A 25,965-nucleotide genomic window follows, 5' to 3' on the forward strand; every position below is an offset into this window, starting at 1 on the left:
TGAACACTTTACTCATTATAGTGAACGCGATCACCTTCTAAGCCCTTGCGGGGTGCGGCCTGCGACGATCGGGGATCTCTTAGGATCTCTTTAAGATCTCTATATGATCTTTCTTTAAGATCTATTCACTGTATAACTTAATAACGCCAGGACTGAAGCGGCTTTGGACACGCAAAACGTTTAAAACAACCGCATCGCGATAACATCCTATTCGATCCCACCAAATCATCAGTTCTGTGCGACCAGGATCCTTCTAATTCTCCATAAATGAACAACTTCCTCATTATTATTCATTTTTAAGAAACCTCTGCCCGGCGTAAGGTGAGCACCATTGAACATCACATCACTTATGACGAGGACATCTTTCATGACTGACAACGTTATTTCCCGTAACCCTACTACTGGCGAAATTCTCGCGACCTATCCACTACAGAGCGCAACTGAGCTGGAAGCCGCATTGCAGCAAAGTTCTGATGCCTTCGCAGAGTGGCGCTATACGGCAATGCCGCAACGGGTCAAAGTGCTGCGTCAACTGGCTGAACAGATTCGCCAACGTCAGGATGAGCTGGCTACTATGGCTACGCTGGAAATGGGCAAGCCTATCGCTCAGGCACGTGCTGAAGTACTGAAATGCGCAAATCTCTGCGACTGGTATGCAGAACACGGCCCAGCGATCCTTGCCGACAAACCCACGCTGGTAGAAAACCAGCAAGCGTGGCAGTCATTTCGACCGCTCGGCGTGATCCTTGCAGTGATGCCATGGAACTTCCCTTACTGGCAGGTTCTGCGCGGCGCAGTCAGCATGTTGCTGGCGGGTAATACCTATGTACTGAAACATGCACCAAGCGTAATGGGATCCGCCAACCTGATGTCGTCACTGTTTGATGCTACAGACCTGCCTAAAGGCGGCTTTACCGTGATCAACGTCGATAACGATGGCGTTTCGGCAGCAATCAAAGATCCGCGTATTGCCGCTGTAGCGGTAACCGGCAGCGTGCGTGCAGGCGGTGCAATTGCAGCGCAAGCTGGTGCTGTATTGAAAAAAACTGTGCTGGAACTGGGCGGCGCGGATCCTTTCATTGTGCTGGCAGATGCAGACCTTGATGCTGCAGTGGCCTCAGCGGTCACAGGACGCTACCAGAACACCGGACAGGTCTGCATGGCAGCCAAGCGCTTCATCATTGAAGAAAGCGTCGCAGAAGCGTTTGAGGCGCGTTTCAGCGCAGCGGTGCAGGCATTGAAGATCGGCGATCCTTTGGCAGAAGAAACTTACATCGGCCCAATGGCACGTTACGATCTGCGTGATGAGCTGGATAATCAGGTGCAGCAGACCATCAAGGAAGGCGCACGTCTGGTATTAGGCGGCCATAAGATCGACGGCCCAGGCAACTATTATGCCCCAACGATCCTCGCTGATGTCACACCAGCCATGACCGCTTTCCAGCAGGAAATCTTTGGTCCAGTTGCTGCAATCACCGTCGCTCGTGATGCACAACACGCCCTTGAGCTGGCTAACGACAGCGAATTCGGCCTCAGTGCAACAGTGTGGAGCGGCAATGAAGCACTGGCCAACGAACTGGCGGAGAAACTGGAAACCGGCGCGGTGTTTATCAACGGCAATGGCGCGTCCGATCCGCGTGTCGCGATTGGTGGCGTTAAGAAGAGCGGCTATGGTCGTGAGTTGTCGAGCTTTGGTGTCCACGAATTCTGCAACATTCAGACGGTATGGAAAAACCGCCGCTAATTATTACCGGGCGCGTTAGGCGCGCCCTCATCCACATCTCCCGCATCCAGTTACCTCCCGCCTCAAACCGTTGCACATCGGTTAAAATGTTGTGGACGAGTTCAAAAAATCCACCAATGGTATTATAAAGGTATTATTACTGGTGTTAGATTGGCCCCACCTACACCGGGGAGTCCTTTTAAATGAAAACAATAATCCCAAAACTGTCGTTCATGATGTTTCTTGAGTGGTTTATCTGGGGCGCATGGTTTGTACCGCTCTGGGCATTTCTCAGCAAAAACGGCTTCTCGCCGGTTGAGATCGCCTGGTGCTACGCCTGTACTTCAATAGCCGCCATCCTGTCGCCGATCCTTGTCGGATCGCTGGCCGATCGCTTCTTCCAGGCGCAAAAAGTGTTGTCGCTGCTCACCATCGTCGGATCCATTCTGATGTTCTTCGCAGCCCAGCAAACCCACTTCGGCGGCTTCTTCCCGCTGTTGTTGCTGTATGCGCTCACTTACATGCCAACCATCGCCTTAACCAATAGCATCGCGTTTTCACACGTCGCGGATGTGGAGCGTGATTACCCGCGCATTCGCGTCATGGGCACACTTGGCTGGATCGCGTCCGGCATCGTTTGTGGTTTCCTGCCGCCGCTGCTGGGCTATGGCGATATTTCTGCCAGCAACGTACCGTTATTGATCACAGCGGCAAGCTCGCTATTACTCGGCATTTTTGCCCTGACGTTACCCGCGACCGAGCCGAAAAGCACCGGTAAATTCAGCCTGCGCGTCGCGCTTGGCCTGGATGCGCTGCATCTGCTAAAGGATCGCAGCTTCCTCGTATTCTTCGTCTGCTCCTTCCTGTTCAGCATGCCGCTGGCGTTTTATTACATCTTTGCCGAAGGCTACCTGACGGAAGTCGGCTTGCCGCATGCCACCGGCTGGATGACACTTGGCCAGGTTTCGGAAATCTTCTTCCTGCTGGCGCTGCCGTTCTTCATTAAACGCTTTGGCATCGGCAAAGTGCTGCTGCTGGGATTAACCACTGCCGCGTTGCGCTACGTGTTCTTCGTGTTCGGCGGCGATCAAAACATGCTGACGTATGGCTTGCTGTTCATGGGCATTCTGCTGCATGGCGTCAGCTACGATTTCTACTTCATCACCGCTTACATCTACGTTGATAAGAAAGCGCCAGTGGCGATGCGTAATGCCGCGCAAGGGCTGATCACACTGGCCTGTCAGGGCATCGGCAGCCTGCTCGGTTACCGCCTTGGTGGCTACCTGATGCAGGAAATGTTCGCCTACGACCAACCCCGCAACGGGCAGACTTTCAACTGGGCCGGAATGTGGATGTTTGGCAGCGTGATGATCGTAATGATCACCATCGCCTTTATCGTCCTGTTCCGTGACGGCAAAAAACGCAGCGATGAACTCACCGCTTTCGATAATTCAGCAACCGCTGACAGCCATAAATAAGGGATTTCACCATGACGATGACAACGCAAGAAAAACGGATTTTAGGCGCGTTTTACGGCCAGGCGCTGGGCGATGCGATGGGCATGCCATCGGAATTGTGGCCAAGAACGCGCGTGAAGCAGCACTTTGGCTGGATCGATCGCTTCCTGCCCGGTCCGGCTGAAAACAACGCCGCCTGCTACTTTGGCCAGGCGGCGTTTACCGATGACACTTCCATGGCGCTGGCATTGGCTGATGCGATCGTCTCTCATGATGGCGAGATCAACGCGGAAACCATTGGCGCGAATATCTTGCACTGGGCTGAGTCGTTTGATGCCTTCAACAAGAACGTGCTTGGACCGACCTCAAAAATCGCGCTCAACGCCATGAAAGCCGGCACACCAGTGTCGCAGCTGGAAAATAACGGCATGACCAACGGCGCCGCGATGCGTGTGTCGCCGCTCGGCTGTTTGCTGCCAGCACGCGATTTATCCGCTTTCATTGATGCCGTCGCGCTAGCATCGAGCCCAACGCATAAATCGGATGTCGCGGTTTCCGGCGCAACGGTGATTGCATGGGCGGTTTCGCGCGCTATTGATGGAGCCAGCTGGGCAACGATCCGCGATGAACTGCCTGCGATCGCTCGCGCGGCGCAGGAAAAGCGTGTCACCACCTTTAGCGCATCAATGGCGGCTCGCCTCGAACTGGCGATGAACGTTGTCCCGCAGGGCAGGGGCGTGGAATCGACTATGCAGCAGATTTACGATCTGGTTGGCACCGGCACCAGCACCATTGAATCGGTACCGGCGGCGATTGCGATGGTTGAATTAGCCGAGACCGATCCGAATCGCTGCGCGATCCTTTGCGCTAACCTCGGCGGCGATACCGATACCATCGGCGCGATGGCGGTAGCCATTTGCGGCGCGCTGCACGGCATCGACAGCATTGATGTTGCCCTGAAAGCCGAGCTTGATGCGGTAAATGCGCTTGATTTCACCCGCTACAGCGCCGCATTCCTGCGCTTCCGCCAGCAGCGCGAGGCCGCTTATGCTGACGCCTGATGATCTGAAGAGACTTGAAGGCCGTCTGCCGGTATGCGTGATAGGCGCGGCGGTGGTTGATGTGATTGCCGATGCTTACTCGTTGCCACATCGTGGCAGCGATATTGAGCTCCACCAGCAGGGCGTCAACGTGGGCGGCTGCGCGTTGAATGTAGCGATTGCGCTGCACCGGCTTGGCATCCCGTCCATCAACGCGTTGCCGCTCGGTAACGGTATATGGGCGAGCATAGTGCGGCAAAAGCTGACGGAATATGGCATTCATAGCGTACTGGAAACGGCGAAAGGCGATAACGGCTGGTGTTTAGCCTTAGTAGAACCCGATGGCGAGCGCACATTTTTGTCAGTAAGCGGCGTGGAAAATCAGTGGGATGCGGCGCTGCTCGACACGCTGCCGCAACTGGCTAATCGCTGGATTTACCTTTCCGGCTATCAGCTCACCAGTAAAAGCGGTGATGTGCTGATCGACTGGCTGGAACAGCAAAGACAGCCGTATCAGCTGCTGGTGGATTTCGGTCCGCGTCTGGCGGATATCGGTGATGCGCAGTTCGAACGCATAATGGCGTGCCATCCACTGATTACAGTGAACAGACAGGAAGCCGAACTGTTGTGGCATGAGCGTTTGAATCAAAAAGAACCCTTAACTGCGCAACTGTTATTGACGCGCTGGCAGCAGCGTTTTGGTGGCGCAATGGTGGTGCGACTCGATAGTGAAGGTGCCGGCTTCGTTGACGCGAATACGCAAGGTTGGATACCGGCGCTGCCAACAACGGTGGTCGATACCATCGGCGCAGGCGACAGCCACGCGGGAGGATTATTGGCGGGATTGGCGTCGGGTTGGTTGCTGGGTGAAAGCGTTGCGCTGGGCAATGCGGTGGCGTCTTATGTGGTGTCACAACGGGGCGGCGATTGCGCGCCGGATCGCGCCACATTAACGGCTTATTGGCAGCAGCGCCTTATTCCGCAATAAACACATACATATCGCTACGACAGTAGCTAATGCTGTACTCCAGCGGATTGCCCTGCGCATCTAACGCCAGCTGCTTGATCACCAAAACAGGCACGTTGTCGGGTAGGGCGATCTGCTGCTGGAGCGCCTCATCAGGCATGCGAGCACTCACTCTGCTTTGTGACGTCACCGGCAGAATTTGTTGCTGGTGGAAATAGTCGTACAGTGAAATCCCAATCTCATCCGCATCGGCGATATAGCGCGCCGGCACCCAGGATTCTTCCACCGACACCGCTTGCTGATCGACATAGCGAATACGCTTCAGCAAATACACCTCGCTGCCTTTACTCAATCCCAGTTTTTCGGCGATTTCTGCGTCGCAATGGATTTTGCTTTTGTTAATCCACACGGTGTCGGGCTTTTTACCGCGTAATACCGCTGGCTGTGACAAACCTTTCGGCTCTTTGAGCGAATACTCAAACTGGCTGCAGATCTGCGTGCCGTAGCCACGAGAACGCAACACCACGCCCTCTTTTTCCAGCGCATCCATGGCCTTACGCACGGTGATGCGCGAAATGCTCAGCGACTGGCTGAAGTCACGCTCACTTGGCAGGATCTCTTCATGCACTAATACGCCATCGCGCACCGCATCTTTAATTGCAGTGGCAAAGCGTTTGTACAGCGGCGTGCGGCTGTCATCGGCAAGGGTAGAAGTCAGCCGCGAAAAAAGTGCAGTTTGATCGGTCATAGTGGTCGGGTTCACCTAATCCGGTAAGCGGATGAAAGCGTTATGATACTGACTTTTTAGCGGTAGCGAACCATTTTTGGGCTCTTTATCTTAAAGTTAACAAATAGTACAATACTTGAAATTCCCGGACCAATTATTGACATGAAATTTATAAAAAAAATTAGAGAATTAAATAGAAAAAGAAATTATTTAAAGAAAAAGATGAAGTATAAAATCGCTTTATATAAAGCGACAAAAAAATGGCGTCGAATGCCAACAGAAAAGATCGCACCATCTAAAGTTCGCACAGCGCTGATGATCAGGAACGAAGGTAAGATTGGTGATGCTATAGTATCAACATGCATATTACGCGCGATGCATGAAGCAGGGATAAACATTGATGTTTTAGCGATAAAAGCAAATGAAATGATCTTCTCAGGTAATCCTTTTATCAGAAACCTTTATCTAACTGATGAAATGGATCCTCGGGATATGTATAACCATGCGATTCCCGATGATCTAATAATCACATTGAAAAACAATAATTATGATTTGATGATTGATACGGGTATCTGGGATACAGGCTTATACATGCCGAAGATGATACAAGCTATCTCACCTAAAATTTCATTAGGTTTCAATAAACAAAAGTGGCTATCGCATTACGACGTCAACATTGCATTTAATCACTATCAATCTCATGTTAAAGAGATTTATGCTGCGATTATGAATTACCTTGGCTTCCCTGATGCTTCGAATCAAAGGTATGAGGTATATTATAAGCAATCCATTTCAGACGAAGTTAAAGCAATCGATTTTTTTACAGGAGATAATAAAAAAATCATCATTAATATGTATGCAAGTCACGATGATAGAAATTTAACACCACAACAAACTAAAGAAATAATTAGTGGTATTCTATTAAAGAATAAAAATGTAGACATTGTCGTTCTGGATTATAAAAAATCTTTCGTGAAAGACTTCTTCATTGGAGCAAAGGTATATCATGTACCATCGCTATATCATGCTATGGCAGCGATAAACTTATCCGACCTGGTTATATCACCTGATACGGCTGTCGTCCATGTTGCAGCTTTGTATGACAAACCGCTAATTGGTATTTATCGTGATATCCCTGATAACAATAAATTATGGTCGCCAGGTTACAAAAATGGTCATCAAATTTTCACGTCGACTTTTGTTGTTGGGGAAGATGCATCACTGGTCGATAACGTTTTAAACGCTATTGATAAGTTCAATCTAAATTAGAGGGATCAGGCATAGAGTGAACATTATAAATTCGCAAATTTTTTCAGTAATGTTTTCCGCTCTATGCCTGTTATTCCTTTTCAACGTAACGCCTAACTTAGCGTTATTCTAACGCTCATCAAACGGCACGCCGCCTTTTGACTTGTGATGTTTTGGCGTTTCGATGATGGAAACCGTCACTGAATTAGCATCGATCTCAAACGAATCGGCCACCGCTGCGGTCACGGCTCTCAACAACTTCTTCTTCTGCTCAATCGTGCGACCTTCCGCCGCATACACAACGATTTCTGGCATCTCTGCTGCTCCTTAAAGTAAATGTTCGTTTTCAGCATACCGCAGCCAAAGCTCTGCGTGCAGCGTCAATCACCCATCTTCACCGGCAATCTGTGTTGAAATGTGTATTGTTATGTTATAACGTAATTAACTCTTTTAATATGTAGCGGTTTCAGTCGGAAATCATAATGAAATCAATGAAAAATGTGCTTATCGCTTCGGCGTTAGGCCTGGCTTCTTACGCCTCAATGGCGGCTGAACATCAGGATAAACCAGTGCGCATTGCGGCACCGTTTGAAATCAAAGGCACCGATCCGGCGCTCTCCGGCGACATTCTGTTGCGTATGGATGTAGTGGAAACGCTGGTAGAAGTGAACGAACGCGCCGAGCCCATTCCGGCGCTGGCGCAGAGCTGGGAGGTTTCTAATGATGGTTTGCAATGGCAATTGCAGCTACGTCCCAACGTGCGTTTCCATAATGGATCGCGACTGGATGCGGCTGCGGTGGTGAAGTCACTTAACACCGCGCGCAGTAAAGCGGGCTTGCTGGATAAAACGCCGATCACCGCTATCAGCGGGGAAGGGCAACGCGTCACGATCACCTTGCGCGAACCTTTTACGCCGCTACTTTCGGTGTTAGCAGAAAGCCGTTCCCAGATTCTGGCATTAGCCAGTTGGGATGCGCAGGGCAACATTACCCGCATCATCGGTAGCGGGCCGTTTATGCTGACGTCGTTCCAGCCGCCGCAATCTTTGGCGGTAAAACGGTTTGACGATTACTGGGGCGAAAAGCCGGCAATTGCGGCCGCCAGCTATCTCTCTTCCGGACGCGCCGAAACCCGCGCCTTGCTGGCGGAGAGCGGCGACGCGGATTACGTCTTCAACATGGATGCCGCCAGCCGTCAGCGTTTAGCGCGCAAGCCGTCGCTGCAACTGCCCGCTATTCCGGTGCCGCGTACGCTAATGTTAAAACTCAATGCGGGCGATCCGCTGTTAGCTGAACAGCCGGTGCGTGCTGCCATCAGCATGGCGATTGACCGTAATGCGCTGGCGATGGCGGTGCTACGTTATCCGGGCGCGGCCAGCCAGTTATTCCCGCCGAATATGGGCGAATGGCACAACAGCGCACTGCAACCGCTACAGTTCAATCCGCAACTGGCGGCACAACAGCTGCAAGCGGCGGGCTGGAAATTAGGCGCGGACGGCGTGTTAACGCGCAACGGCCAGCGATTCAGTGTGACGCTGCTGACGTTCCCCGATCGTCCCGAACTGCCGCTGATGGCGATGGTTATCCAGCAGCAGCTGCGAAAAGTCGGTATTGAAGTGAAGATCAACTCCACCAACGCCAGCGAAATTCCAGCGCAGCATCACAGCAATCGACTGCAACTGGCACTGTTTTCTCGTAATTTTGCGCTCACGCCTGACCCAACCGGCACGTTACTGCAGGATTATGCGGAAAAGGGCGGCGACTGGGGCGCGATGAACTGGCATCCAGCCGGTTTCAGCGCAGCGTTGCACACCTTAACGCAATCCAACGATGCGGCCGAACGTGCGCAGGCGCGTAACCTGATCACCGCCTCCTTACAGCAGGATTTACCGGTGATCCCAATTGCCTGGTATCAGCAATCTGCCGCGATCAACAGCAAGTTGAAAAACGTCACGCTCGATCCATTCGAACGTCACTTTGGTCTGCGCCAGATGCAGTGGGAGCAATGATGATCAAGCTTTTAGGCTGGCGCTTAGCGCAGGCGGTTTTCGTGGTGCTGGCGGTCGGTTTACTCACCTGGTTTCTGGTGCAGGCCTTGCCCGGCGACATGGCGTGGCGCATAGCCAGCGGGCGTTATGGCTACGATCGTGTGGATGCCAACGCGGTGGCGCTGGTGCAGCAGGAACTGAGCGGCTCGTTGCAGCAGGGCAACGCGTTGCTGCATTGGCTATTTGATCTGCTGCAGTTCAACTTTGGTCGCTCGCTGGTTTCCGGTGAACCGGTGATGGATGAACTGCGCTGGCAGCTGAGTCAAACGCTGGCGCTGGCAGGAACATCACTGCTACTGACGATTCTCTTCACCTTGCCGCTTGGCATTTGGGCGGGATGTCACGCCAATGGCAAACTCGATCGCGCATTGTTCTGGCTGAGTGCGCTGCTGAAATCGGTGCCGCATTTTGCGCTTGGCATGCTGCTAATTGTCCTGCTGGCGCTGCAACTTGATTGGCTGCCCAGCGCCGGGCACGGCGAGCTGCGTCATTTTCTGTTGCCATCGTTAACGCTGGCATTGTCTTTAACCGCAGTGGGCGTGCGCGTAGTGCGCGAAGCCACGTATCAGGTTATCACGTCAGGCTATTACCGCTGGGGCGCACAGAAGGGGTTAGCGCCTGCAACGCTAATGCGCCGTCACGGCTTGCGAAATTTGGCATCGCCGGTGTTGACCTGGTTCGGCATGCAGTTTGTCTGGCTGGTGGAAGGCGTGGTGGTGGTGGAAACGCTGTTTGCCTGGCCCGGCATTGGTCACGCGCTGGTGCATGCCATCTTTGCCCGCGATGTGCCGGTGATCCAGGCCAGCGCCATGGCGCTCGGACTGCTGTTCGTGCTGCTGAATATGCTGGTGGATGCGGGTTGTCATCTGCTTGATCCCCGAGGAGCACGCGCATGACAATTTCATTATCGCGTCTTATTGGTCTGCTGTTGTTGTGCTTGCTGCTTGGCTTCGCCTTTCTGCTGCCCCTGATTCATCACGGCGATCCGCTGGAACAGGATCTGCTGCAGATGCTGCACGCGCCGAGCGGCGGCAATCTTCTCGGATTTGATCATTTGGGTCGCGACATGCTGCCGCGCCTCAGTGCAGCATTACGCCTTTCGCTTGGCCTTGCGGCATTATGTGTGATTAGCGCGCTGCTTGCGGGGGTGCTGGCTGGCGTAGTCAGCGCGCTGTATGGCGGTTGGCTGGATCGTCTGCTCAGTATGCTCGGCGACATGTGTCTGGCGCTGCCAGGATTGTTGCTGGTGCTGCTGTTAGCAGCGATTGCGCCGGATTCTCCCGGCATGTTGTGGCTGGGGATTTCGCTGGTGCTGTGGGTGGAATTCTTCCGCGTCACGCGTGCAACGCTGCGCCCGATTGTGCATGCGCCCGGCATGCAGGCCTCAAAGCTGCTTGGTTTCACGGCGTTCTACCGTTTTCGTCGTCACCTGTGGCCTGCGTTATCGCCGGTATTAACCACGTTGACACTGTTCTCGTTCAGCAGCGCCATCATGGCGGTATCGGCGCTCGGGTTTATCAGCGTGGGCGTTCGTCCGCCCACACCAGAACTGGGGTTGATGATGACCGAACTGCTGCCGTTCGCCTGGGAAGCGCCGTGGCTGTTAATGCAGCCGGTAATCGCACTGTTTCTGCTGTTGATCAGCCTGAATCTGTTGATGAAAAAGGAGAGTAAATGAAAGGATTACAGGTTATCGGCATCAGCGTCACAACCGCCAGCGCCACGCTGGTGGAACCGGTTGATTTCACCTTGCAGCCCGGCCAACCGCTGACCTTGCTGGGTGAAACCGGTTCAGGTAAAAGCCTGCTGGCGCAAGCGATCATGGGCATTTTGCCAGGCGATTTGCAGGCCAGCGGTACGCTGATCATCAACGAACAACGTTTTATACTGCCGCAGGATGCTGGATTGTTGCGCGAATTATGGGGCCGCACCTTAGCTTCGCTGCCGCAGGAGCCGTGGCTGTCGCTGGATCCCACCATGTCAGTGCAGCAGCAGGTTGCAGAAGGCTATCGCTTTGTACGCGGACAGACGAAAGCCGCCAGCGCAATCGCCGCGCGTCGCGATTTACAGCAGCTTGGTTTACAGGACGCGGCGCCGCGTTTTCCGTGGCAACTCTCCGGCGGGATGGCACAACGCGCCGCGTTTGCCGCCGCACGGGCAGGCGGCGCGGAAATTCTGATTGCCGATGAGCCAACCAAAGGGCTGGATGTGGCACGTCGCGATGAGGTTGCGGCTTTGCTGCGCCGCGAAGTGGCCGACGGCGGCACACTGCTCACCATCACCCACGACATCGCGCTGGCCCGTCAATTGGGCGGTGAGGTTATCGTGATGCATAAAGGCAAGGTGATCGAGCAGGGCAGGGCGCAACAGGTGCTACATGCGCCGCAGCAGCGTTACACGCATGAATTACTTGCCGCCGATCCCGCCGCCTGGCCTGCACGGCAACAAACCATTATTGGCAGCAAAGCGGTGGTGATTGCTGAGGGCATCCGCTTGCAGCGCGGCGGTAAACCGCTCGGCGTGCCGCAAAACTTCACGCTGCACGCCGGCGAAATCGTTGGATTACACGGCGCCAGCGGCAGCGGCAAAAGTAGCTTTGGAGATGTGCTGCTCGGTCTGTTAACGCCGCAGCAAGGCAAGGTTACGCGCCATGCGGCGGTCGATGCGCTGAAATACCAGAAGATTTATCAGGATCCGTCAGCGCTGTTTCCGCCGACCCGCACACTGGCGCAAAGCCTCGACGATGTGTTGCGCCGACATCGCATTGCCTCCACGCGGCGGGATGCGATGATGGAGCAATTGGCGCTGGCGCCGGAACTGCTGACGCGTCGGCCCGATTCGCTGTCGGGCGGCGAGCTGCAGCGCTTCTCGCTGTTACGCGTGATGCTGCTGGATCCGGTATTTCTGTTTGCCGATGAACCCACATCGCGTCTTGATCCGCTGGTGCAGCAGCAAACCATCCAGCTCATCACCGCGCTGGCGCGTGAGCAGCAGTGCGCGGTGTTGCTGGTGAGCCACGATCGCGATCTGCTGGAAAAAGGCACGCATCGAGTGATCGCGATGGAGGACGTCGCTTAACGCTCTGGCGGCTGGCTATCGCCGTGACCGAGTGAACGCTGCATCACCACGGTATCGAGCCAGCGGCCATGTTTGAAACCCACCGATTTCATGACACCGGTGTGCTCAAAACCGAGCGCCCGGTGTAATCCCAGCGATCCTGCATTCTCGCTATCGCCAATAATCGCGATGATTTGGCGAAATCCTGCCGCTTCCGCCAGCGCAATGGCTTTGTGTAACAGCGCGCGACCAATGCCTCTGCCGGTTTGCTGCTGATCGAGGTAAATCGAATCCTCCAGCGTAAAGCGATAGGCATAACGCGGGCGATACGGCGCCAGATAGCAGTAGCCCAGCACCTGATCATCCTCCTGCGCCACCAGCCAAAAACCGCCGCGCTGCTGCACATCCTGCACGCGATTCTGCATTTCGCTCGTCGAAGGCGGTTCGGTTTCAAAAGTCGCGGTGCCGTGCAGCACATGCCATGCGTAGATTTTCTGAATGGCAGCGGCGTGATGAGGTCGGGCGGGAATAATGTCCATATGTTCCTGATTCTTAGCGGAGAAAACCACAGCATGCCACTGCGCCGCACGCGAATCATCGGATTTAACAATAGGAAATTCTGATGGCTAACCTTCTGTGTCGTAGGGTCGCCATTCATGGCGACCTGGCCTAACTCACGCTCAATTCTGCTCCGATAATTGCACCGCCATAGTATCCGCCTCTAAAGCCTCGAAAACATGCGGTTCGTCGGCGGGATAGCAAATATAGTCGCCTGGATGCAGCTCGACCGGCGCATCGCGCGGTCCCACCAGCGCACGTCCACGGGCGATGATCACATGTTCCACCGAGCCCGGCGGATGCGGTTTTGAGTCGCGCGGTGCGCCAGGTTGGCTGGTGACCAGATAGAGATCGCGGCGTCCGCCGGGCGGGCAACTTGCTAGCAAGGCCGCCTGATAATCCGCCATCTCCGCTGAGACGATCATGCCTTCGCCACGACGAATTACCTGCAAACGCTTCACTTCCGGCTCCATCAAACGCGCGAAAGGAATATTCAACGCCACACACAGCGCCCACAACGTTTCAAGACTGGGATTACCGTTACCCGCTTCGAGCTGCGACAGCGTGGATTTGGCGATCCCGGCGCGACGCGCCACTTCTGTCAGTGAAAGCCCCGCGCGCTGGCGTTCGCGCAGTAATCCGACAGCAATAATATCAATTGGCGTGGTCAAACCCTCTCCTGTTCTTTATATCGAACGATTTGTTCGTCTTGTAAAACGATTCTGGCGCGTTCATTATAACGGCTTTCCTGTTCGATATGAGATCAAATTGTGATGCGTCTGGGTGCAGTGCCGCTTGATCGCGGAGTAATAAAAGCCATATTCCTGGTTTGTCTGGCCGACGGTATTGTCGGGCTTTCTTACGGTTCGCTAGCGGCGGCCGAAGGGTTTCCGCTGTGGGTGCCAATTGCGCTCTCAACGCTAGTGCTGGCAGGCGCGTCGGAATTCCTGTTTATCGGCATTGTGGCGGGCGGCGGCAGTCCGCTGACCGCAGCGGCGGCCGGTTTACTGGTCAACGCGCGTCATCTGCCGTTTGGTATCGCGGTAAAAGATCTTGTGGGTAAAGGCAGCCGCAGCCTGCTGGGATGCCACATCATGAACGATGAAAGCGTGGTGTTTGGTATTTCCCAACCAAAACTGGCGCAGCGTCGTGCCGCGTACTGGATTTGTGGTTTGGGCATTTTCACTATTTGGCCGCTGTCGGTGATTGGCGGTGCGTTGATCGGCCGCTTTATTCCCGATGTCTCGGCCATTGGTTTAGATGCGGTGTTCCCGGCGATCCTGATTGCCCTGATTTTCCCGGCGCTGCGTCAGCGTCGCACGCTGATCCCCGCTACGCTCGGCACCGCGCTGTCAGTGCTGGCAACGCCATTTGTGCCAGCGGGCATGCCGGTGCTGTTTTCATTGCTGGGATTACTGAGCTGGCGGGAGCGTAAAAATGCAAAATAACCTGATCATTGGCGGTATAGCGCTGCTGGCGGTGGGCACTTATGCGATCCGTTTCGCCGGTTATCGTCTGGGCAGCCGTATGCAGATGTCGGATCGCGCACGCAACATGCTGTCTGATGCCGCCACCGTTTTGCTGCTGGCGGTAGCTGTAACTACCGCACTGTTTGAAGGCACGCATTTTGCTGGTGTGGCGCGTATCGCCGGCGTGCTGTTTGCGGTGTTTTTGGCCTGGCGGCGCACACCGTTGATTCTGGTAATTATCGGTGCGGCGCTAATGACCGCGTTGCTACGCTACTTCGGCGTGCCCTGATCGCGCCAGGTTTGCGCGCGTAATTCATATAATAAACTGGCGGGTGCGCCTGGAACATCGTGAAACTGGTCGTAACAGCGCAGTCCCGCTTTCTCTAACACCCGCTGTGACGCGAAATGATCCGGGCGCACCGCAGCATCAATCACCGGAAGCTGGCATTCATCGAAGCCATAAGCGATCACCGTGCGGGCGAACTCGGTGGCATAACCTTTTCCCCACGCCTCTTCTGCCAGACGATAGCCAAGATTATTGACTGGCTTGCCAGCAAACTCGCGTACCGTTAAGCCGCCAAATCCCAAAACCTGATCCGATTGCTCGCGCAGGCAGATGGCCCAGTTACCAAAGGGGAAGGATTGCCAGTGCGCCAGCCAGCGATTTAATACCTCTTCTGCAAAGGCTAAATCGGGAAACGGACCGGCCGGATTGAACATATTGGTATCCAGATCGCCATAGATGGCAAACAGCCGCTGAACATCGGTGGGGTCCACCGGCCGAAGAAACAAACGTGATGAAGTGAGTTGCATTGTCGTAACCTTTTGTAGCCGGAATCGGCGTTATCTTCCTGATGAGTTTTGTTACTGTGATACTCCACGGATTATTAGCATAGAGGAAAACGTATGAAACCGCGTTTAGCCCGCTGTGATGAAACGGCCACGTTGTGGCGTATTCGCAACCTTGCGATTCGCCACGGTTGCCAGGCCGTTTATCCAGCAGATGTTATTAGCGCATGGACGCCCGATGCGTTACCGCACGGCTATTTTGAGGCGGTCAAAAGCAACCCGTTTTATGTGGTCGACGATGCTGAATATGGCGTCGCCGCGACCGGGTTTCTCGATCTGCACAGCGGCAGTGTAGAAGCAATTTTTACGCTGCCCGTTTGCAATGGCAAAGGTTATGCCAGCGCGATAATGCAGGCAATTATCGATGAAGCGCGTCAGCGTGGTTTTACTCAACTGACGCTTGCCGCCACGCCTAACGCCAGTGGCTTCTATCAGCGCCACGGTTTTCGTGTGGTGCGTGAAGCGCTTTATCCCTCGGCGCTGGCGCAAGCCGACCTTCCCTGCGTCGAAATGATCCGCGAGCTCTAAGGCTAAAATGACAAACAGTGCAAACAACATGGACCGCGCGAATATGGTAATTAACTGCGTAGCGTATCGCCACGGCAAGCGCGAAGAGCATGTCGATATCGCTGATATCAGTGAAGTATTAAAAGAAGAGAAATCCTTCGTCTGGATGGGTTTGTACCAACCCGAACCGGCTTTTATGCAGACGCTGCAGCAGGAATTCAGCCTGCATGAACTGGCGATTGAAGATGCGCTGGTGGCGCACCAGCGACCGAAGATCGAGCAGTATGGCGATTCGGTGTTTATCGTGGTGAAAACCGCCCACATGGACGAGCAGCAGCGCATCACTTTCGGTGAAACCCACTTCTTCCTCGGCAAAAACTTCCTGATCACTGTGCGTCACGGTTCTTCGGAAGGCTATGCAGACATCCGCACCAAAGCCGAAAAGAATCACGCGCTACTGTGTGAAGGACCGGGTTATGCGCTCTACTGCATCCTCGATTTCATCGTTGATAACTACAGCAAAATCACCGAGTCCCTCAACGATCGCATTAGCGGGTTGGAACAGGGCATGTTCACCACGCGTTTCGACAGCGATGCGCTGCAGAACGTTTATCATCTGCGTCGTGAGCTGCTGGCGCTGCGTAATGCGGCGCTGCCGGTGACCGAAATCTGTCAGCAGCTGGTGCGCTTCCACGAGGATATCATTCCGAAAAATCTGCGCGCCTATCTGCGTGACGTGCAGGATCACGCGCATCACGTGATGATCGATGCGGAAGATATGCGCGAAATGCTCACCAGCGCGATGCAGGTCAATCTGGCGCTGGTGTCAGTGCAGCAAAGCGAAGTGAATAAAAAGCTCGCTGGTTGGGGTGCGATCCTGATTGTGCCGACCATCATTTTCAGCATGTACGGCATGAACTTCCCCGATATGCCGGAGCTGCATACGCACTTTGGTTATCCCGCAGTGGTGGGCGTAACCGTCGTTATCTGCTGCGTAATGTGGTGGCGACTGAAAAAGGCCGGTTGGTTATAAACGTTAAATGCCTGCATTTTTTGCACAACTTCCTGCAACCCGGAGTGAAAGATGTCCTTTAATATTGGTCTTCTGCTGTTCCCCAACCTCACGCAACTCGATCTCACCGGCCCGTGGGAAGTGTTTGCCCGCATGCCCAACGTTAACAACTATCTGATTTGGAAAGATCGTCAGCCGGTGATGTCGGATCGCGGGCTGGCGATCGTGCCAACCATGACCTTTGACGATTGCCCCCAACTCGATCTGATCTGTATTCCCGGCGGTCCCGGACAAATTGCGTTGATGGAGGATGATGAAACGCTGGATTTCGTGCGCCGCATGGCGGAAAACGCCAAGTGGGTGACATCGGTATGTACCGGTTCGCTGGTATTAGGTGCAGCGGGTTTATTGCAGGGATATCGCGCGACGTCACATTGGGGTTCGCTTGATCAACTCAGCTTGCTCGGTGCCACGCCGGTAGCAGAACGTGTGGTGCGCGATCGCAACCGCATCACTGGCGCGGGCGTCACCTCAGGCATTGATTTCGCTTTAACCGTGGCGGAAGAGCTGCTTGGACGTGAAACAGCGGAAAATATCCAGCTGCAGATGGAGTACGATCCGGCGCCGCCATTCCATTCCGGTTCGCCACGCAGTGCGTCGCCGGAACGGTTAGCCGAGGCAAAAATCCAGATGCAGGATTTTATTGCCCGCCGACGTGCAGCGTCCGAAAGTGCCGCAGCGCGGCTCAAGTGTGACTGAGAAAACTGGCGATTTCAGCCTGAAATCGCCACAGGTTTTACCGCTTAATGTGCGCTGGCAGTAGGGCGCACGGTGATTTCACTGGTATCCACCTCGCCAGGCTGATCGATGGCCCAACTCACCGCTTTGGCAATCGCTTCCGGCTTGAGGGCAATCTGGCGATAGCTCTTCATCGCCTCACGCGCGGTGCTATCGCTGATGATATCCGCCAGTTCAGATTCCACCACGCCGGGATTGATCACCGTAACCCGCAGATGCTGCGACTCCTGACGCAGGCCATCGGAAATAGCGCGAACGGCGAACTTGGTGGCGCAATACACGGCGGCGGTTGGCGAAACAGTCAGTGCACCAATGGAGGCGATATTGATAATGTGACCTAACTGCTGCGCTTGCATGGTCGGCAGCACCGCAGCAATGCCATACAGCACACCGCGAATGTTGACGTCCAACATCAAATCCCATTCATCGACTTTCATTGAGCTCATCGGTGACAGTGGCATCACGCCCGCATTGTTGATCATCACATCAATACGGCCATATTTCTCCAGGGCAAAATCGGCCAGCTGCTGTGTATCGGCGCGCTGGGTGACGTCGGTGGCGAGATAATCCACGCTCGTGCCGCCAAAACGCAATTCATCACATAACGCCTGCAGACGATCGGTACGGCGCGCGCCGAGCACCAGCTGATGACCTTGTTGCGCCAGATGACGTGCAATGCTTTCGCCAATGCCGCTGCTGGCACCCGTCAAAATAATCACTTTCTTCACTGTGTTCATGATGCATTCCTCGTTGAGTTGACGAGGCTATTGTTGATAAATCACACAGTGCGCAACAGACCGGATTGTGGCGCATCTTTGCCTGATTCTCTCGTGTGCATTGTGCAGCCACGATTTACACAGCTATGCTTTGCCTGAATCTCTCTGAGGAAATTGTTAATGCCGCAAACCGTGCAACAGCGCACCTGCGCTTTACTCAGCCAGCTCGCGCGCCAGGAAGGCTATACCGAATCGCTGCTCGATAGTGTGCGCTTTATGCGCGCCGATCGGCAGTGGGCGCGCACGCCGGTATTGTATGAGCCGAGCATCATTATTATTTGTCAGGGATCGAAACGCGCGTTTCTTGCAGACAAAATGTATCGCTACGACGCGCAACATTATCTGGTGTTGTCGGTGCCACTGCCGTTTTCTGCTGAGACGGAAGCCACATCAGAAGAGCCGCTGCTAGGCATCGCTGTTCGTCTGGATGTTGCCATGGTGGCGCGGCTGGTGGCGCAACTGGCCAACAGTGAAACGGCGGTAACCGCTACGCCGGCGGGCATCATCTCAACACCGATCAACGAAACGCTGGCGGAGAGCACGTTGCGTTTACTGGAAGCGTTGAGCGATCCGCTTGAAGCCAAAGTGTTGGGACCGGCGCGCGTCGAAGAGATCTGTTTTCGCGTATTGATAGGCGAGCAGGGCGGTGCGGTGCGTGCGGCGTTAACCTATCAAGGCCATTTTGGTCGTATCGCGCGTGCTTTGCAGCGCATCCATGCCGACTGGCGTCAGCCGCTGGATGTACCACATCTGGCGAATGAAGCCGGGATGAGCGTGCCGCGTTTCCATCTGCATTTTAAAACGGTGACGCAAACCTCGCCGATTCAATATCTAAAATCGCTGCGTTTGCATCAGGCGCGTTTAATGATGATCCGCGACAATCTCACTGCCGCTGGTGCCGCAGCGCGCGTCGGCTATGAAAGTGATTCGCAGTTTAATCGTGAGTTCAAACGGATGTTTGGTCGCAGTCCGGCAGAAGAGGCGCGGGAGATGAAGCGAGCGTTTGAGTTGTTACCGCCGGAGCAGCTGTCCGGCCGATTACAGGTGCATTAACTTAGCGAATGCTCATGATGGCAACGACCATCAAAATCCAGAATACCGCGCAGCCGGTAAACATCATTTTCCAAACTAAACGGCGTTCTACTGTCAGAAAAGCAGAAAAACGTGAACGTAAAATCGATTGCATAGCGACCTCAAATCAGAATTTTAGAAGAAAGTTTGTTGGCTGAAGTAAGAAATACCTGTCAGCGAATCAGACTATTCTGTCTTTTTGTGGGTAATGAAATCGACGAGACCAGTCTTGTTTTTTGCCTGGAATTTAAACCACAGATAAAGAAAAGCCGCACAGGGCGCGGATCCCTGTGCGGCTGAATTCCAGACATTTGCTGGCTAAACGTTACGCGTCACGCCGCCATCAACACGAATATTCTGAGCAGTAATATAGGCCGCGCCAGGCGATGCCAGGAAGGCGATGGTTGCTGCCACTTCTGCAGACGTACCGTAACGCTGTAATGGCACGCTGTCGCGACGTTCGTCGGTTTTCGGCAAGCTATCGATCCAGCCAGGCAGCACATTGTTGATGCGAATGTTATCGGCCGCGTAAGTATCGGCGAAGATTTTGGTGAAGGATGCCAGCCCGGCACGGAACACCGCTGAGGTTGGGAACATATCGGTTGGCTCGAACGTCCACGCGGATGAGATGTTGATAATGCTGCCGCCGCCCTGTTTCTGCATAACTGGCGTGACCAGACGCGTGGCGCGCACCACATTCAAAAAGTAGGTTTCCATGCCGAGCTGCCACTGCTCGTCGGTTAATTCCAGAATCGGCGCGCGCGGACCATGACCGGCGCTGTTCACCAGCACATCAATGCGGCCCCAACGCGCCAGCGTTTGATCCACCAGCTTCTGCAGATCTGCAACCGACAGATTGGAACCCGTCACGCCCAAGCCACCCAGCCGCTCCGCCAGCGCTTCACCTTTGCCGGATGAAGAGAGGATCGCCACTTTAAAGCCGTCGCTCGCCAGTTTCTCCGCTGCTGCTGCACCCATGCCGCTGCCACCAGCAACGATTACTGCCACTTTTTCTACTGTCATCATTGATCTTCCTGTTAATTAAAAATCGATTAAATCCAGTATAAAAGGTAATTTCGGCAGCAGAGAGTCAGTCTGTTTGCCAATTGACGATAGGAAAACTACAGGATGAGCCAGGGATTCAGCGAGCTGCCGCCGCTTAATGCGTTGAAAGTGTTTGAAGCGGTGACGCGGCATCTTAATTTTCGTCTGGCGGCGGAAGAGTTAGGCGTGACGCAGGGCGCGGTGGCGCAACAAATTCGCGGTCTGGAAGCCAGCCTTGGGCTGAAATTGTTTGATCGATTGCCGCGCACGCTGGCGCTAACCGGCGCGGGTGCAGGTTATGCGGTCAGTATTCGCCAGGCGTTTGAATTGATCGATGAGGCCACGCGCACGCTGCGTCCGGAACCGAATCGCTTAACGTTGAGCGTAACGCCCACCTTTGCCAGCCGCTGGATGCTGCCGCGCTTACCGGGTTTTACCGCCGCGTGGCCGGATATCGATCTGCGCGTGCTGGCTTCTGAGCGGCTGGTGCAGTTTCATCATGAAGGCGTCGATTTAGCTGTGCGCTACGGCAGGCCGCCGTTTGGCGCGGGTCTGGATGCCACTTTATTGTTTAGCCAAACGGTATTAGCGGTGGTGAGTCCGGCGCTGCTTGCCGAGCTGGGCGATCCGGCCGAAAGCGATAACTGTCTGCGCTACGCCTTGCTACACGACGGTCATCATCTTTGGCCCGCATTTCTGGCGTTTACCTTCCCGCATGTATCGCTACATCATCAGCATCACCTGCGTTTCAATCAAACCGCGCTGGCGCTGGAAGCGGCGATCAGCGGGCAGGGCATTGCGCTCACCAGCCCGCATTTCGTGCAGAACGATCTGGCCAGCGGACGTTTGGTGCCGACGTTTGCGCAGCAAATGACCATGGATGCCGGTTGGTATCTGGTGTGGCCGCGCCGTCCGCGCGAACAAGCACCGGTGATGGCGGTGCGCGAATGGCTTTTAGCGCAGGTTAGCGGCTGATTATTGTTCAATAACGAAATCAGTAAAACTGATGATCCGCATGGGATCATGAATGTTATAACTGCTTAATGATGCAGATGTGGGGTTTTATCCTGCTAACGCAGTGAATTAGCAAAATATCGCGAAAATTCAGCAAGTAAAGCGAAGGATTGCGCGTTGCATTCTGTCGGATGCTGTGAATAAATACGGAGTCAATTTTAATAAAAATGCCATAAAGGCCAGGCTCGCGCCTGAATAAAGATCTTTGCATATGACCGATCATAAAGATGTTTTAGCCAGGGACATCAGCGCCAAAAGCGAAAGCATGCAGGCGCATCTCATCGCCATCCGCCGTGACATTCACGCGCATCCGGAGTTGGGTTTCGACACCGTCCGCACAGCCCACATTGTTGAGCAGGAGCTGCTGCGCCTGGGTTTAACGCCGAAGACCGGCGTCGGCAGAACCGGCGTGATGGTCGATATTGTCGGCGCGTATCCCGGTAAAACCGTGCTGTTACGTGCGGACATGGATGCATTGCCAATCCATGAACAAACCGGCTTACCTTTTAGCAGCCAATATCCCGGCAAAATGCACGCCTGCGGCCACGATATTCACACCGCGACCATGCTTGGCGTGGCGGCGATTGTGCCACACTATCGCGCGCAGTTGCATGGCACCTTGCGTTTGATTTTCCAGCCAGCAGAAGAGACGCCCGATAGCGGTGCCGAGGCGATGATCGCCGATGGCGCGGCAGATGGTGTCGATCTTGCCATCACGCTGCACAACAAACCGGAACTGGCCGCCGGCGAAATTGGCTTAACACGCGGTGCCAGCACCGCTTCAAGCGACGAGTTTGATGTGGTGGTGCACGGTAAATCAACGCACGCCGCCCGTCCGCACATGGGAACCGATCCGATCATTGCCGCCGTGAATCTGGTCAGCCAGCTGCAAACCATTATTTCGCGCGAGCTCGATCCCGCCAACTCGGCAGTGCTGACCATCGGCCACATTCATGGCGGCAGCACGCACAACATCATTTCCGATAGCTGCCTGATTCAGGGCACGGTACGCGCCAAATCACCGGCGGCGCGTGCGCATATCGAAGAGGCGTTCAAACGTATTTGCGCGGGCGTCGGGCTGTCGCTGAATGTGCGCGTTGAGGTCAATTACCAGCGCGGCGTACCGCCGTTAATGAACGACGATGCGCTGATTGATGCGCTGGAACCGATTTTGTCGCACCAGTTTGGTAAGGCTATTGTCGCCAAGCCGAGCGCCAGCTTTGGTGCTGAAGATTTCTCGCTGTTTACCGAGCGCGCGCCAGGTTGCCAGATCCACATTGGATCCGGTGCACCGGGACGCGACGACCATCTGCACAATTCGGATTACCAACCCGACGAGCGCAGTATCCATGCCGGCACGCAGGCATTAGCCCGTTTAGCCATTGATTTACTCTCTTAAAATAACGAACTTCGAGGTTTTCTGATGATGCGTAAAGGACTGTTTACCGCTTCTGTGGGCATGCTGCTGCTTGCCACTTCCGCTCTGGTGCAGGCAAAAGATTTTGGTACGCTGAAATTCGCCACTGAAGCTGCCTATCCTCCGTTTAACCAATCCACGCCGAACGGCAAAATCGTTGGTTATGAGCCGGATATGGTGGCTGAAATCGCTAAACGTGCCGGTTTCAAATACGAAATCGTGGCGCAGAAATGGTCCGGTATGATTCCGGGTTTGGTCGACGGCAAATATGACGCGGTGATCGATGCCGTGACCGTCACGCCGAAGCGTGAAGAAGTGGTGGATTTCTCTCGCCAGTACACCGTGAGTGTTTCAGGTTTCGTCACTCTGAAGGGCAGCGCGGTTGATACCTTGCCAGGCAATGGCGAAGTGGTGCTGGCGGATGACGAAGCTGGCATGACCAAATCTATCGATGCTTTGAAAGCCAAATTCAAAGGCAAAACCATCGCTGTGCAGGTTGCCACCATTCAGGCGGATTTCCTCAACAAATATCTGGCGGATGTGGCAACGATTCGTACTTATCAGGCCGGACCGGAAACCTTCGCCGATCTGCTGAACGGCCGCGTTGATGCGGTAATGGCGTCACGCACCAACCTGAATGCCTATGTGAAAAAGCATGCGGATACCGTTAACAGTACCGGTTACGGTTTCTCGGGCGGCGTGTTGGGCCAGGGTTCAGCCATCGCGATTCAGAAAAACAATCCTGAGCTGAAGGCGGCGCTGGATAACGCGTTAAATTCAATGATCAAAGATGGCACGCTGAAGCAGCTGTCTGAAAAATGGTTCGGCGAAAACGTCGCACCTAAAGAGTAATTCCAGGCGCTTATGGCTATTGATTGGCAAATCTTAGGTTTTGGTGACGAAGGTTGGGGCGGCGTGTTGCTTAACGCCGCCACGGTGACCGTCACCGTTTCATTATGTGCATGGCTGCTGGGCGCAATTCTCGGCAGCTTGTTGTGTTGGATGCAGATTGGTGGCGGGCGCTGGCAACAGCGTCTTGCCAACGGTTACATCACGCTGTTTCGTGGTGTGCCTGAGCTGCTGGTGATCTACCTGTTCTATTTTGGTGGACGTCAGGTGGTGTCGTTTGTCGGGGAAAGTCTTGGCCTGCAAGGACCGTTTGATGTGAACGGCTTTGTCGCGGGTGCGATTGCCATCGGCCTGATTTCCGGCGCCTATCAAAGTAGTGTGTTCCGCGGCGCGTTCTACGCGATCCCGAAAGGGACGCTGGAAGCCGCAACGGTAACCGGCATGGGCCGTTTGATGCTGTTCCGCCGCATGATTGTGCCGCAGGCGCTGAAAACCGCGCTGCCGGGCATGGGAAATCAGTGGCAATCGGTGATCAAAGAGTCGGCGCTGGTTTCAGTCACCGGCTTAGTGGAAACCATGAACCAAATCTCCACCGCCTCGAACTCGACGCAAATGCCGTTCTTCTTCTACAGCGTTGGCGCGGTGATCTACCTGATCATCACCACCTGTTCCGATCTTGTTTTCCGCTATGTGGAAAAAGTGGCCATGCGCGGGCAACAACGCGCGCGGTTGTAAGGAGCCACGATGGATGTCACTTTCCTGCAGCACACCTTAGCTGCGTTGCTGCGCGGCCTGCCGCTCACGCTCAATCTGGCGCTGTTATCTTTGTTAGGTGGCGGCGTGCTGGCGCTGCTGCTCAATCTGCTGCGCCAAAATCGCTTCGGAAGCTACGTTACGCGTTTCTACGTCTGGGTGTTTCGCGGCACGCCGCTGCTGATTCAGATCTTCATGATCTATTACGGCCTCGGCAGCTTGCCAGCGGTGCGTGAAAGCGTGCTGTGGCCGCTGCTACGCGATCCTTACTGGTGCGGTTTGATTGCGCTGGTGCTTAACGATGCGGCTTACACCTCGGAGATTCTGCGCGGCGGGCTTAACGCCGTGAGCGTACAGTCGCTGGAAGCGGCCAAAGTGAGCGGCATGTCGCGCTTTACCACGCTGCGTCGCATCACGCTGCCGCTGGCGGTGCGCCAGGCTTTGCCGGCATACAGTAATGAAATTATCTCGATGATTAAATCGACCTCGCTGGTCAGCACCATCAGCCTGATGGAGATGACCGGCATCGCTGATTCCATTGTCTCTGAGACTTTCCGCGCGCTGGAGGTGTTTATCAGCGCGGCGATTATCTATCTGCTACTGACCGTGCTGGTGAGTAAAGCGGTGGCGCTGCTGGAGCGCCGTTTGTCCCCTTATCACGTTGGAGCACGTCCATGAGTAAACCCACTATCGCCCTGAGTCATCTCAGAAAAAGTTATAGCGGGCACGAAGTGCTGCACGATATCAGCCTGACGGCGCAGGATGGCGACGTGATTTCGCTGATTGGTGCCAGCGGCTCGGGCAAAAGTACCTTGCTGCGCTGCATTCCGTTTTTAGAAGTGCCGCAGGGCGGGGAAATTGCGGTGGGTGACGAAGTGGTCACTATCGATAATCCCGACGAGAAGCTCAGCCGCGAGCAGCAGCGTCGTATCAAGCTGATGCGCATGCAACTCGGTTTTGTCTTCCAGAGCTTCAATCTGTGGCCGCATAAAACTGTACTGCAGAACATCATCGAAGCGCCGATTCATGTGCAGAAGCGCAGCAGCAAAGAGGCGATTGAAGAGGCCGAAGCGCTGCTGCAAAAAGTGGGTCTGTACGAAAAGCGCAACGCGTGGCCATCGCAGCTTTCGGGTGGTCAGCAACAGCGCGTGGCGATTGCCCGTGCGCTGGCGCAGCAGCCGAAGGCGATTCTGTTTGATGAGCCGACTTCAGCGCTTGATCCCGAGCTGGTGGGCGAAGTGCTGCGCGTGATTCGCAGCCTGGCGGAAGAGGGGCGCACCATGATCATCGTCACGCATGAAATGGGCTTCGCGCGCGATGTCTCGAACAAAGCGGTGTTTCTGCATCAGGGCAAAATCGAAGAAGCCGGTTCGCCACAGCAAGTGTTCAGCGATCCCATCTCCGCGCGCTGTCGCGCATTTGTGAGTAGTCACTTACAGCGCAATAGTTAACAACAATTCCCTTTCCCTGTGCACCAGCTATGTGAGTGAGCTGGTGCGCCTTATGTTTTCCCTTTATTTCCTCTTAATCAAAGCCATTGCTGTTGCAGCGGGTGGTCCGAATAGCAGCGACCGCGCGCCA

Annotated in this window: 28 protein-coding genes; 21 read left to right on the forward strand and 7 right to left on the reverse strand. The window is 54.6% G+C overall.

The window, feature by feature from the left end; genetic code table 11:
* Positions 1-367: 367 nt before the first annotated feature.
* From ACXIZX_RS24030 to ACXIZX_RS24045, 4 genes are all read left to right on the forward strand, one after another.
* Entirely contained in the window at positions 368-1,744 is a 1,377-nt protein-coding gene (locus ACXIZX_RS24030) for an aldehyde dehydrogenase family protein (protein WP_179452449.1), read from the forward strand.
* A 182-nt stretch (positions 1,745-1,926) separates the two neighbouring features.
* Entirely contained in the window at positions 1,927-3,201 is a 1,275-nt protein-coding gene (locus ACXIZX_RS24035; protein ID WP_479405273.1) for a nucleoside permease, read from the forward strand.
* 17 nt (positions 3,202-3,218) lie between these two features.
* Positions 3,219-4,241 carry an ADP-ribosylglycohydrolase family protein gene (locus ACXIZX_RS24040; protein WP_479405392.1) on the forward strand — a complete coding sequence of 341 codons (1,023 nt, stop codon included), beginning with the start codon at positions 3,219-3,221 and terminating at the stop codon, positions 4,239-4,241.
* Complete coding sequence (locus ACXIZX_RS24045; protein WP_479405274.1) at positions 4,228-5,208, forward strand: PfkB family carbohydrate kinase; 981 nt, start codon at positions 4,228-4,230, stop codon at positions 5,206-5,208. Before ACXIZX_RS24040 ends, ACXIZX_RS24045 begins: the two co-directional genes overlap by 14 nt.
* Here the strand turns inward: ACXIZX_RS24045 and ACXIZX_RS24050 are convergent.
* Positions 5,195-5,935, reverse strand: coding sequence for a GntR family transcriptional regulator (locus ACXIZX_RS24050; RefSeq protein WP_479405275.1), 741 nt, complete (start codon positions 5,933-5,935; stop codon positions 5,195-5,197). The genes ACXIZX_RS24045 and ACXIZX_RS24050 overlap by 14 nt on opposite strands.
* Before the next feature lie 141 nt (positions 5,936-6,076).
* Between ACXIZX_RS24050 and ACXIZX_RS24055 the strand changes: the two genes are divergently transcribed.
* Positions 6,077-7,183 (forward strand): glycosyltransferase family 9 protein, encoded by a 1,107-nt coding sequence (locus tag ACXIZX_RS24055; RefSeq protein WP_479405276.1) that lies wholly within the window; start codon positions 6,077-6,079, stop codon positions 7,181-7,183.
* A 108-nt stretch (positions 7,184-7,291) separates the two neighbouring features.
* Here the strand turns inward: ACXIZX_RS24055 and ACXIZX_RS24060 are convergent, their stop codons facing one another.
* Positions 7,292-7,477, reverse strand: coding sequence for a tautomerase family protein (locus tag ACXIZX_RS24060; protein WP_008109189.1), 186 nt, complete (start codon positions 7,475-7,477; stop codon positions 7,292-7,294).
* Between the two features lie 167 nt (positions 7,478-7,644).
* On the opposite strand from ACXIZX_RS24060, the gene ACXIZX_RS24065 reads away from it, so the two are divergent.
* Genes ACXIZX_RS24065 through ACXIZX_RS24080 form a run of 4 tightly spaced genes read left to right on the forward strand, consistent with a single transcriptional unit; the run spans position 7,645 to position 12,288 of the window.
* Entirely contained in the window at positions 7,645-9,171 is a 1,527-nt protein-coding gene (locus tag ACXIZX_RS24065) for an ABC transporter substrate-binding protein (protein ID WP_479405277.1), read from the forward strand.
* A complete protein-coding gene (locus tag ACXIZX_RS24070) occupies positions 9,171-10,106 on the forward strand; it encodes an ABC transporter permease (protein ID WP_479405278.1) in 936 nt (311 codons plus the stop codon). Before ACXIZX_RS24065 ends, ACXIZX_RS24070 begins: the two co-directional genes overlap by 1 nt.
* A complete protein-coding gene (locus ACXIZX_RS24075; RefSeq protein ID WP_479405279.1) occupies positions 10,103-10,888 on the forward strand; it encodes an ABC transporter permease in 786 nt (261 codons plus the stop codon). The genes ACXIZX_RS24070 and ACXIZX_RS24075 overlap by 4 nt, the downstream gene beginning before the upstream one ends.
* Positions 10,885-12,288 carry an ABC transporter ATP-binding protein gene (locus tag ACXIZX_RS24080; RefSeq protein WP_479405280.1) on the forward strand — a complete coding sequence of 468 codons (1,404 nt, stop codon included), beginning with the start codon at positions 10,885-10,887 and terminating at the stop codon, positions 12,286-12,288. The genes ACXIZX_RS24075 and ACXIZX_RS24080 overlap by 4 nt, the downstream gene beginning before the upstream one ends.
* Here the strand turns inward: ACXIZX_RS24080 and ACXIZX_RS24085 are convergent.
* The gene (locus ACXIZX_RS24085; RefSeq protein WP_008109198.1) at positions 12,285-12,806 is read right to left on the reverse strand and encodes a GNAT family N-acetyltransferase; all 522 of its coding nucleotides are present in this window, start codon (positions 12,804-12,806) and stop codon (positions 12,285-12,287) included. The two genes, ACXIZX_RS24080 and ACXIZX_RS24085, sit on opposite strands and share 4 nt — an antisense overlap.
* A 141-nt stretch (positions 12,807-12,947) precedes the next feature.
* Positions 12,948-13,496 carry a helix-turn-helix domain-containing protein gene (locus tag ACXIZX_RS24090; RefSeq protein WP_061719009.1) on the reverse strand — a complete coding sequence of 183 codons (549 nt, stop codon included), beginning with the start codon at positions 13,494-13,496 and terminating at the stop codon, positions 12,948-12,950.
* Between the two features lie 102 nt (positions 13,497-13,598).
* Here ACXIZX_RS24090 and ACXIZX_RS24095 point away from each other — a divergent pair, with 102 nt between their 5' ends.
* A complete protein-coding gene (locus tag ACXIZX_RS24095) occupies positions 13,599-14,273 on the forward strand; it encodes an AzlC family ABC transporter permease (protein ID WP_179452440.1) in 675 nt (224 codons plus the stop codon).
* The gene (locus ACXIZX_RS24100; protein ID WP_008109204.1) at positions 14,263-14,583 is read left to right on the forward strand and encodes an AzlD domain-containing protein; all 321 of its coding nucleotides are present in this window, start codon (positions 14,263-14,265) and stop codon (positions 14,581-14,583) included. Before ACXIZX_RS24095 ends, ACXIZX_RS24100 begins: the two co-directional genes overlap by 11 nt.
* Here ACXIZX_RS24100 and ACXIZX_RS24105 read toward each other — a convergent pair.
* Complete coding sequence (locus tag ACXIZX_RS24105) at positions 14,565-15,107, reverse strand: GNAT family N-acetyltransferase (RefSeq protein ID WP_479405281.1); 543 nt, start codon at positions 15,105-15,107, stop codon at positions 14,565-14,567. The genes ACXIZX_RS24100 and ACXIZX_RS24105 overlap by 19 nt on opposite strands.
* A 93-nt stretch (positions 15,108-15,200) precedes the next feature.
* On the opposite strand from ACXIZX_RS24105, the gene ACXIZX_RS24110 reads away from it, so the two are divergent.
* The 3 genes from ACXIZX_RS24110 to ACXIZX_RS24120 are packed head-to-tail and all read left to right on the forward strand — an operon-like array spanning position 15,201 to position 17,421.
* On the forward strand, positions 15,201-15,671 hold the full coding sequence (locus ACXIZX_RS24110) for a GNAT family N-acetyltransferase (RefSeq protein ID WP_008109208.1): 471 nt from the start codon (positions 15,201-15,203) through the stop codon (positions 15,669-15,671).
* A 43-nt stretch (positions 15,672-15,714) separates the two neighbouring features.
* Positions 15,715-16,683 (forward strand): magnesium/cobalt transporter CorA, encoded by a 969-nt coding sequence (corA, locus tag ACXIZX_RS24115; protein ID WP_081113251.1) that lies wholly within the window; start codon positions 15,715-15,717, stop codon positions 16,681-16,683.
* Between the two features lie 51 nt (positions 16,684-16,734).
* The gene (locus ACXIZX_RS24120) at positions 16,735-17,421 is read left to right on the forward strand and encodes a DJ-1/PfpI family protein (RefSeq protein ID WP_479405282.1); all 687 of its coding nucleotides are present in this window, start codon (positions 16,735-16,737) and stop codon (positions 17,419-17,421) included.
* Positions 17,422-17,465: 44 nt separating this feature from the next.
* On the opposite strand, the gene ACXIZX_RS24125 is transcribed toward ACXIZX_RS24120, so the two are convergent.
* Complete coding sequence (locus tag ACXIZX_RS24125) at positions 17,466-18,197, reverse strand: SDR family oxidoreductase (RefSeq protein ID WP_179452438.1); 732 nt, start codon at positions 18,195-18,197, stop codon at positions 17,466-17,468.
* 159 nt (positions 18,198-18,356) lie between these two features.
* Here ACXIZX_RS24125 and ACXIZX_RS24130 point away from each other — a divergent pair, with 159 nt between their 5' ends.
* Entirely contained in the window at positions 18,357-19,289 is a 933-nt protein-coding gene (locus ACXIZX_RS24130; RefSeq protein ID WP_479405283.1) for an AraC family transcriptional regulator, read from the forward strand.
* Positions 19,290-19,625: 336 nt separating this feature from the next.
* Here ACXIZX_RS24130 and ACXIZX_RS24135 read toward each other — a convergent pair whose 3' ends face one another.
* Entirely contained in the window at positions 19,626-20,330 is a 705-nt protein-coding gene (locus tag ACXIZX_RS24135) for an SDR family oxidoreductase (protein WP_179452436.1), read from the reverse strand.
* Positions 20,331-20,435: 105 nt separating this feature from the next.
* Here ACXIZX_RS24135 and ACXIZX_RS24140 point away from each other — a divergent pair, with 105 nt between their 5' ends.
* The 6 genes from ACXIZX_RS24140 (at position 20,436) to ACXIZX_RS24165 (ending at position 25,835) form a co-directional block, all read left to right on the forward strand.
* Entirely contained in the window at positions 20,436-21,326 is an 891-nt protein-coding gene (locus ACXIZX_RS24140) for a LysR substrate-binding domain-containing protein (protein ID WP_479405284.1), read from the forward strand.
* Positions 21,327-21,576: 250 nt separating this feature from the next.
* Entirely contained in the window at positions 21,577-22,764 is a 1,188-nt protein-coding gene (locus ACXIZX_RS24145; protein WP_479405285.1) for a M20 metallopeptidase family protein, read from the forward strand.
* Positions 22,765-22,785: 21 nt separating this feature from the next.
* A complete protein-coding gene (locus tag ACXIZX_RS24150; RefSeq protein WP_479405393.1) occupies positions 22,786-23,634 on the forward strand; it encodes a transporter substrate-binding domain-containing protein in 849 nt (282 codons plus the stop codon).
* Between the two features lie 12 nt (positions 23,635-23,646).
* Complete coding sequence (locus ACXIZX_RS24155; protein ID WP_479405286.1) at positions 23,647-24,366, forward strand: ABC transporter permease; 720 nt, start codon at positions 23,647-23,649, stop codon at positions 24,364-24,366.
* Positions 24,367-24,375: 9 nt separating this feature from the next.
* On the forward strand, positions 24,376-25,062 hold the full coding sequence (locus ACXIZX_RS24160) for an ABC transporter permease (protein WP_008109229.1): 687 nt from the start codon (positions 24,376-24,378) through the stop codon (positions 25,060-25,062).
* Positions 25,059-25,835, forward strand: coding sequence for an ABC transporter ATP-binding protein (locus ACXIZX_RS24165; protein ID WP_061719023.1), 777 nt, complete (start codon positions 25,059-25,061; stop codon positions 25,833-25,835). The genes ACXIZX_RS24160 and ACXIZX_RS24165 overlap by 4 nt, the downstream gene beginning before the upstream one ends.
* The last annotated feature ends 130 nt before the right edge of the window (positions 25,836-25,965 follow it).

This window comes from Candidatus Pantoea symbiotica, assembly GCF_056491525.1.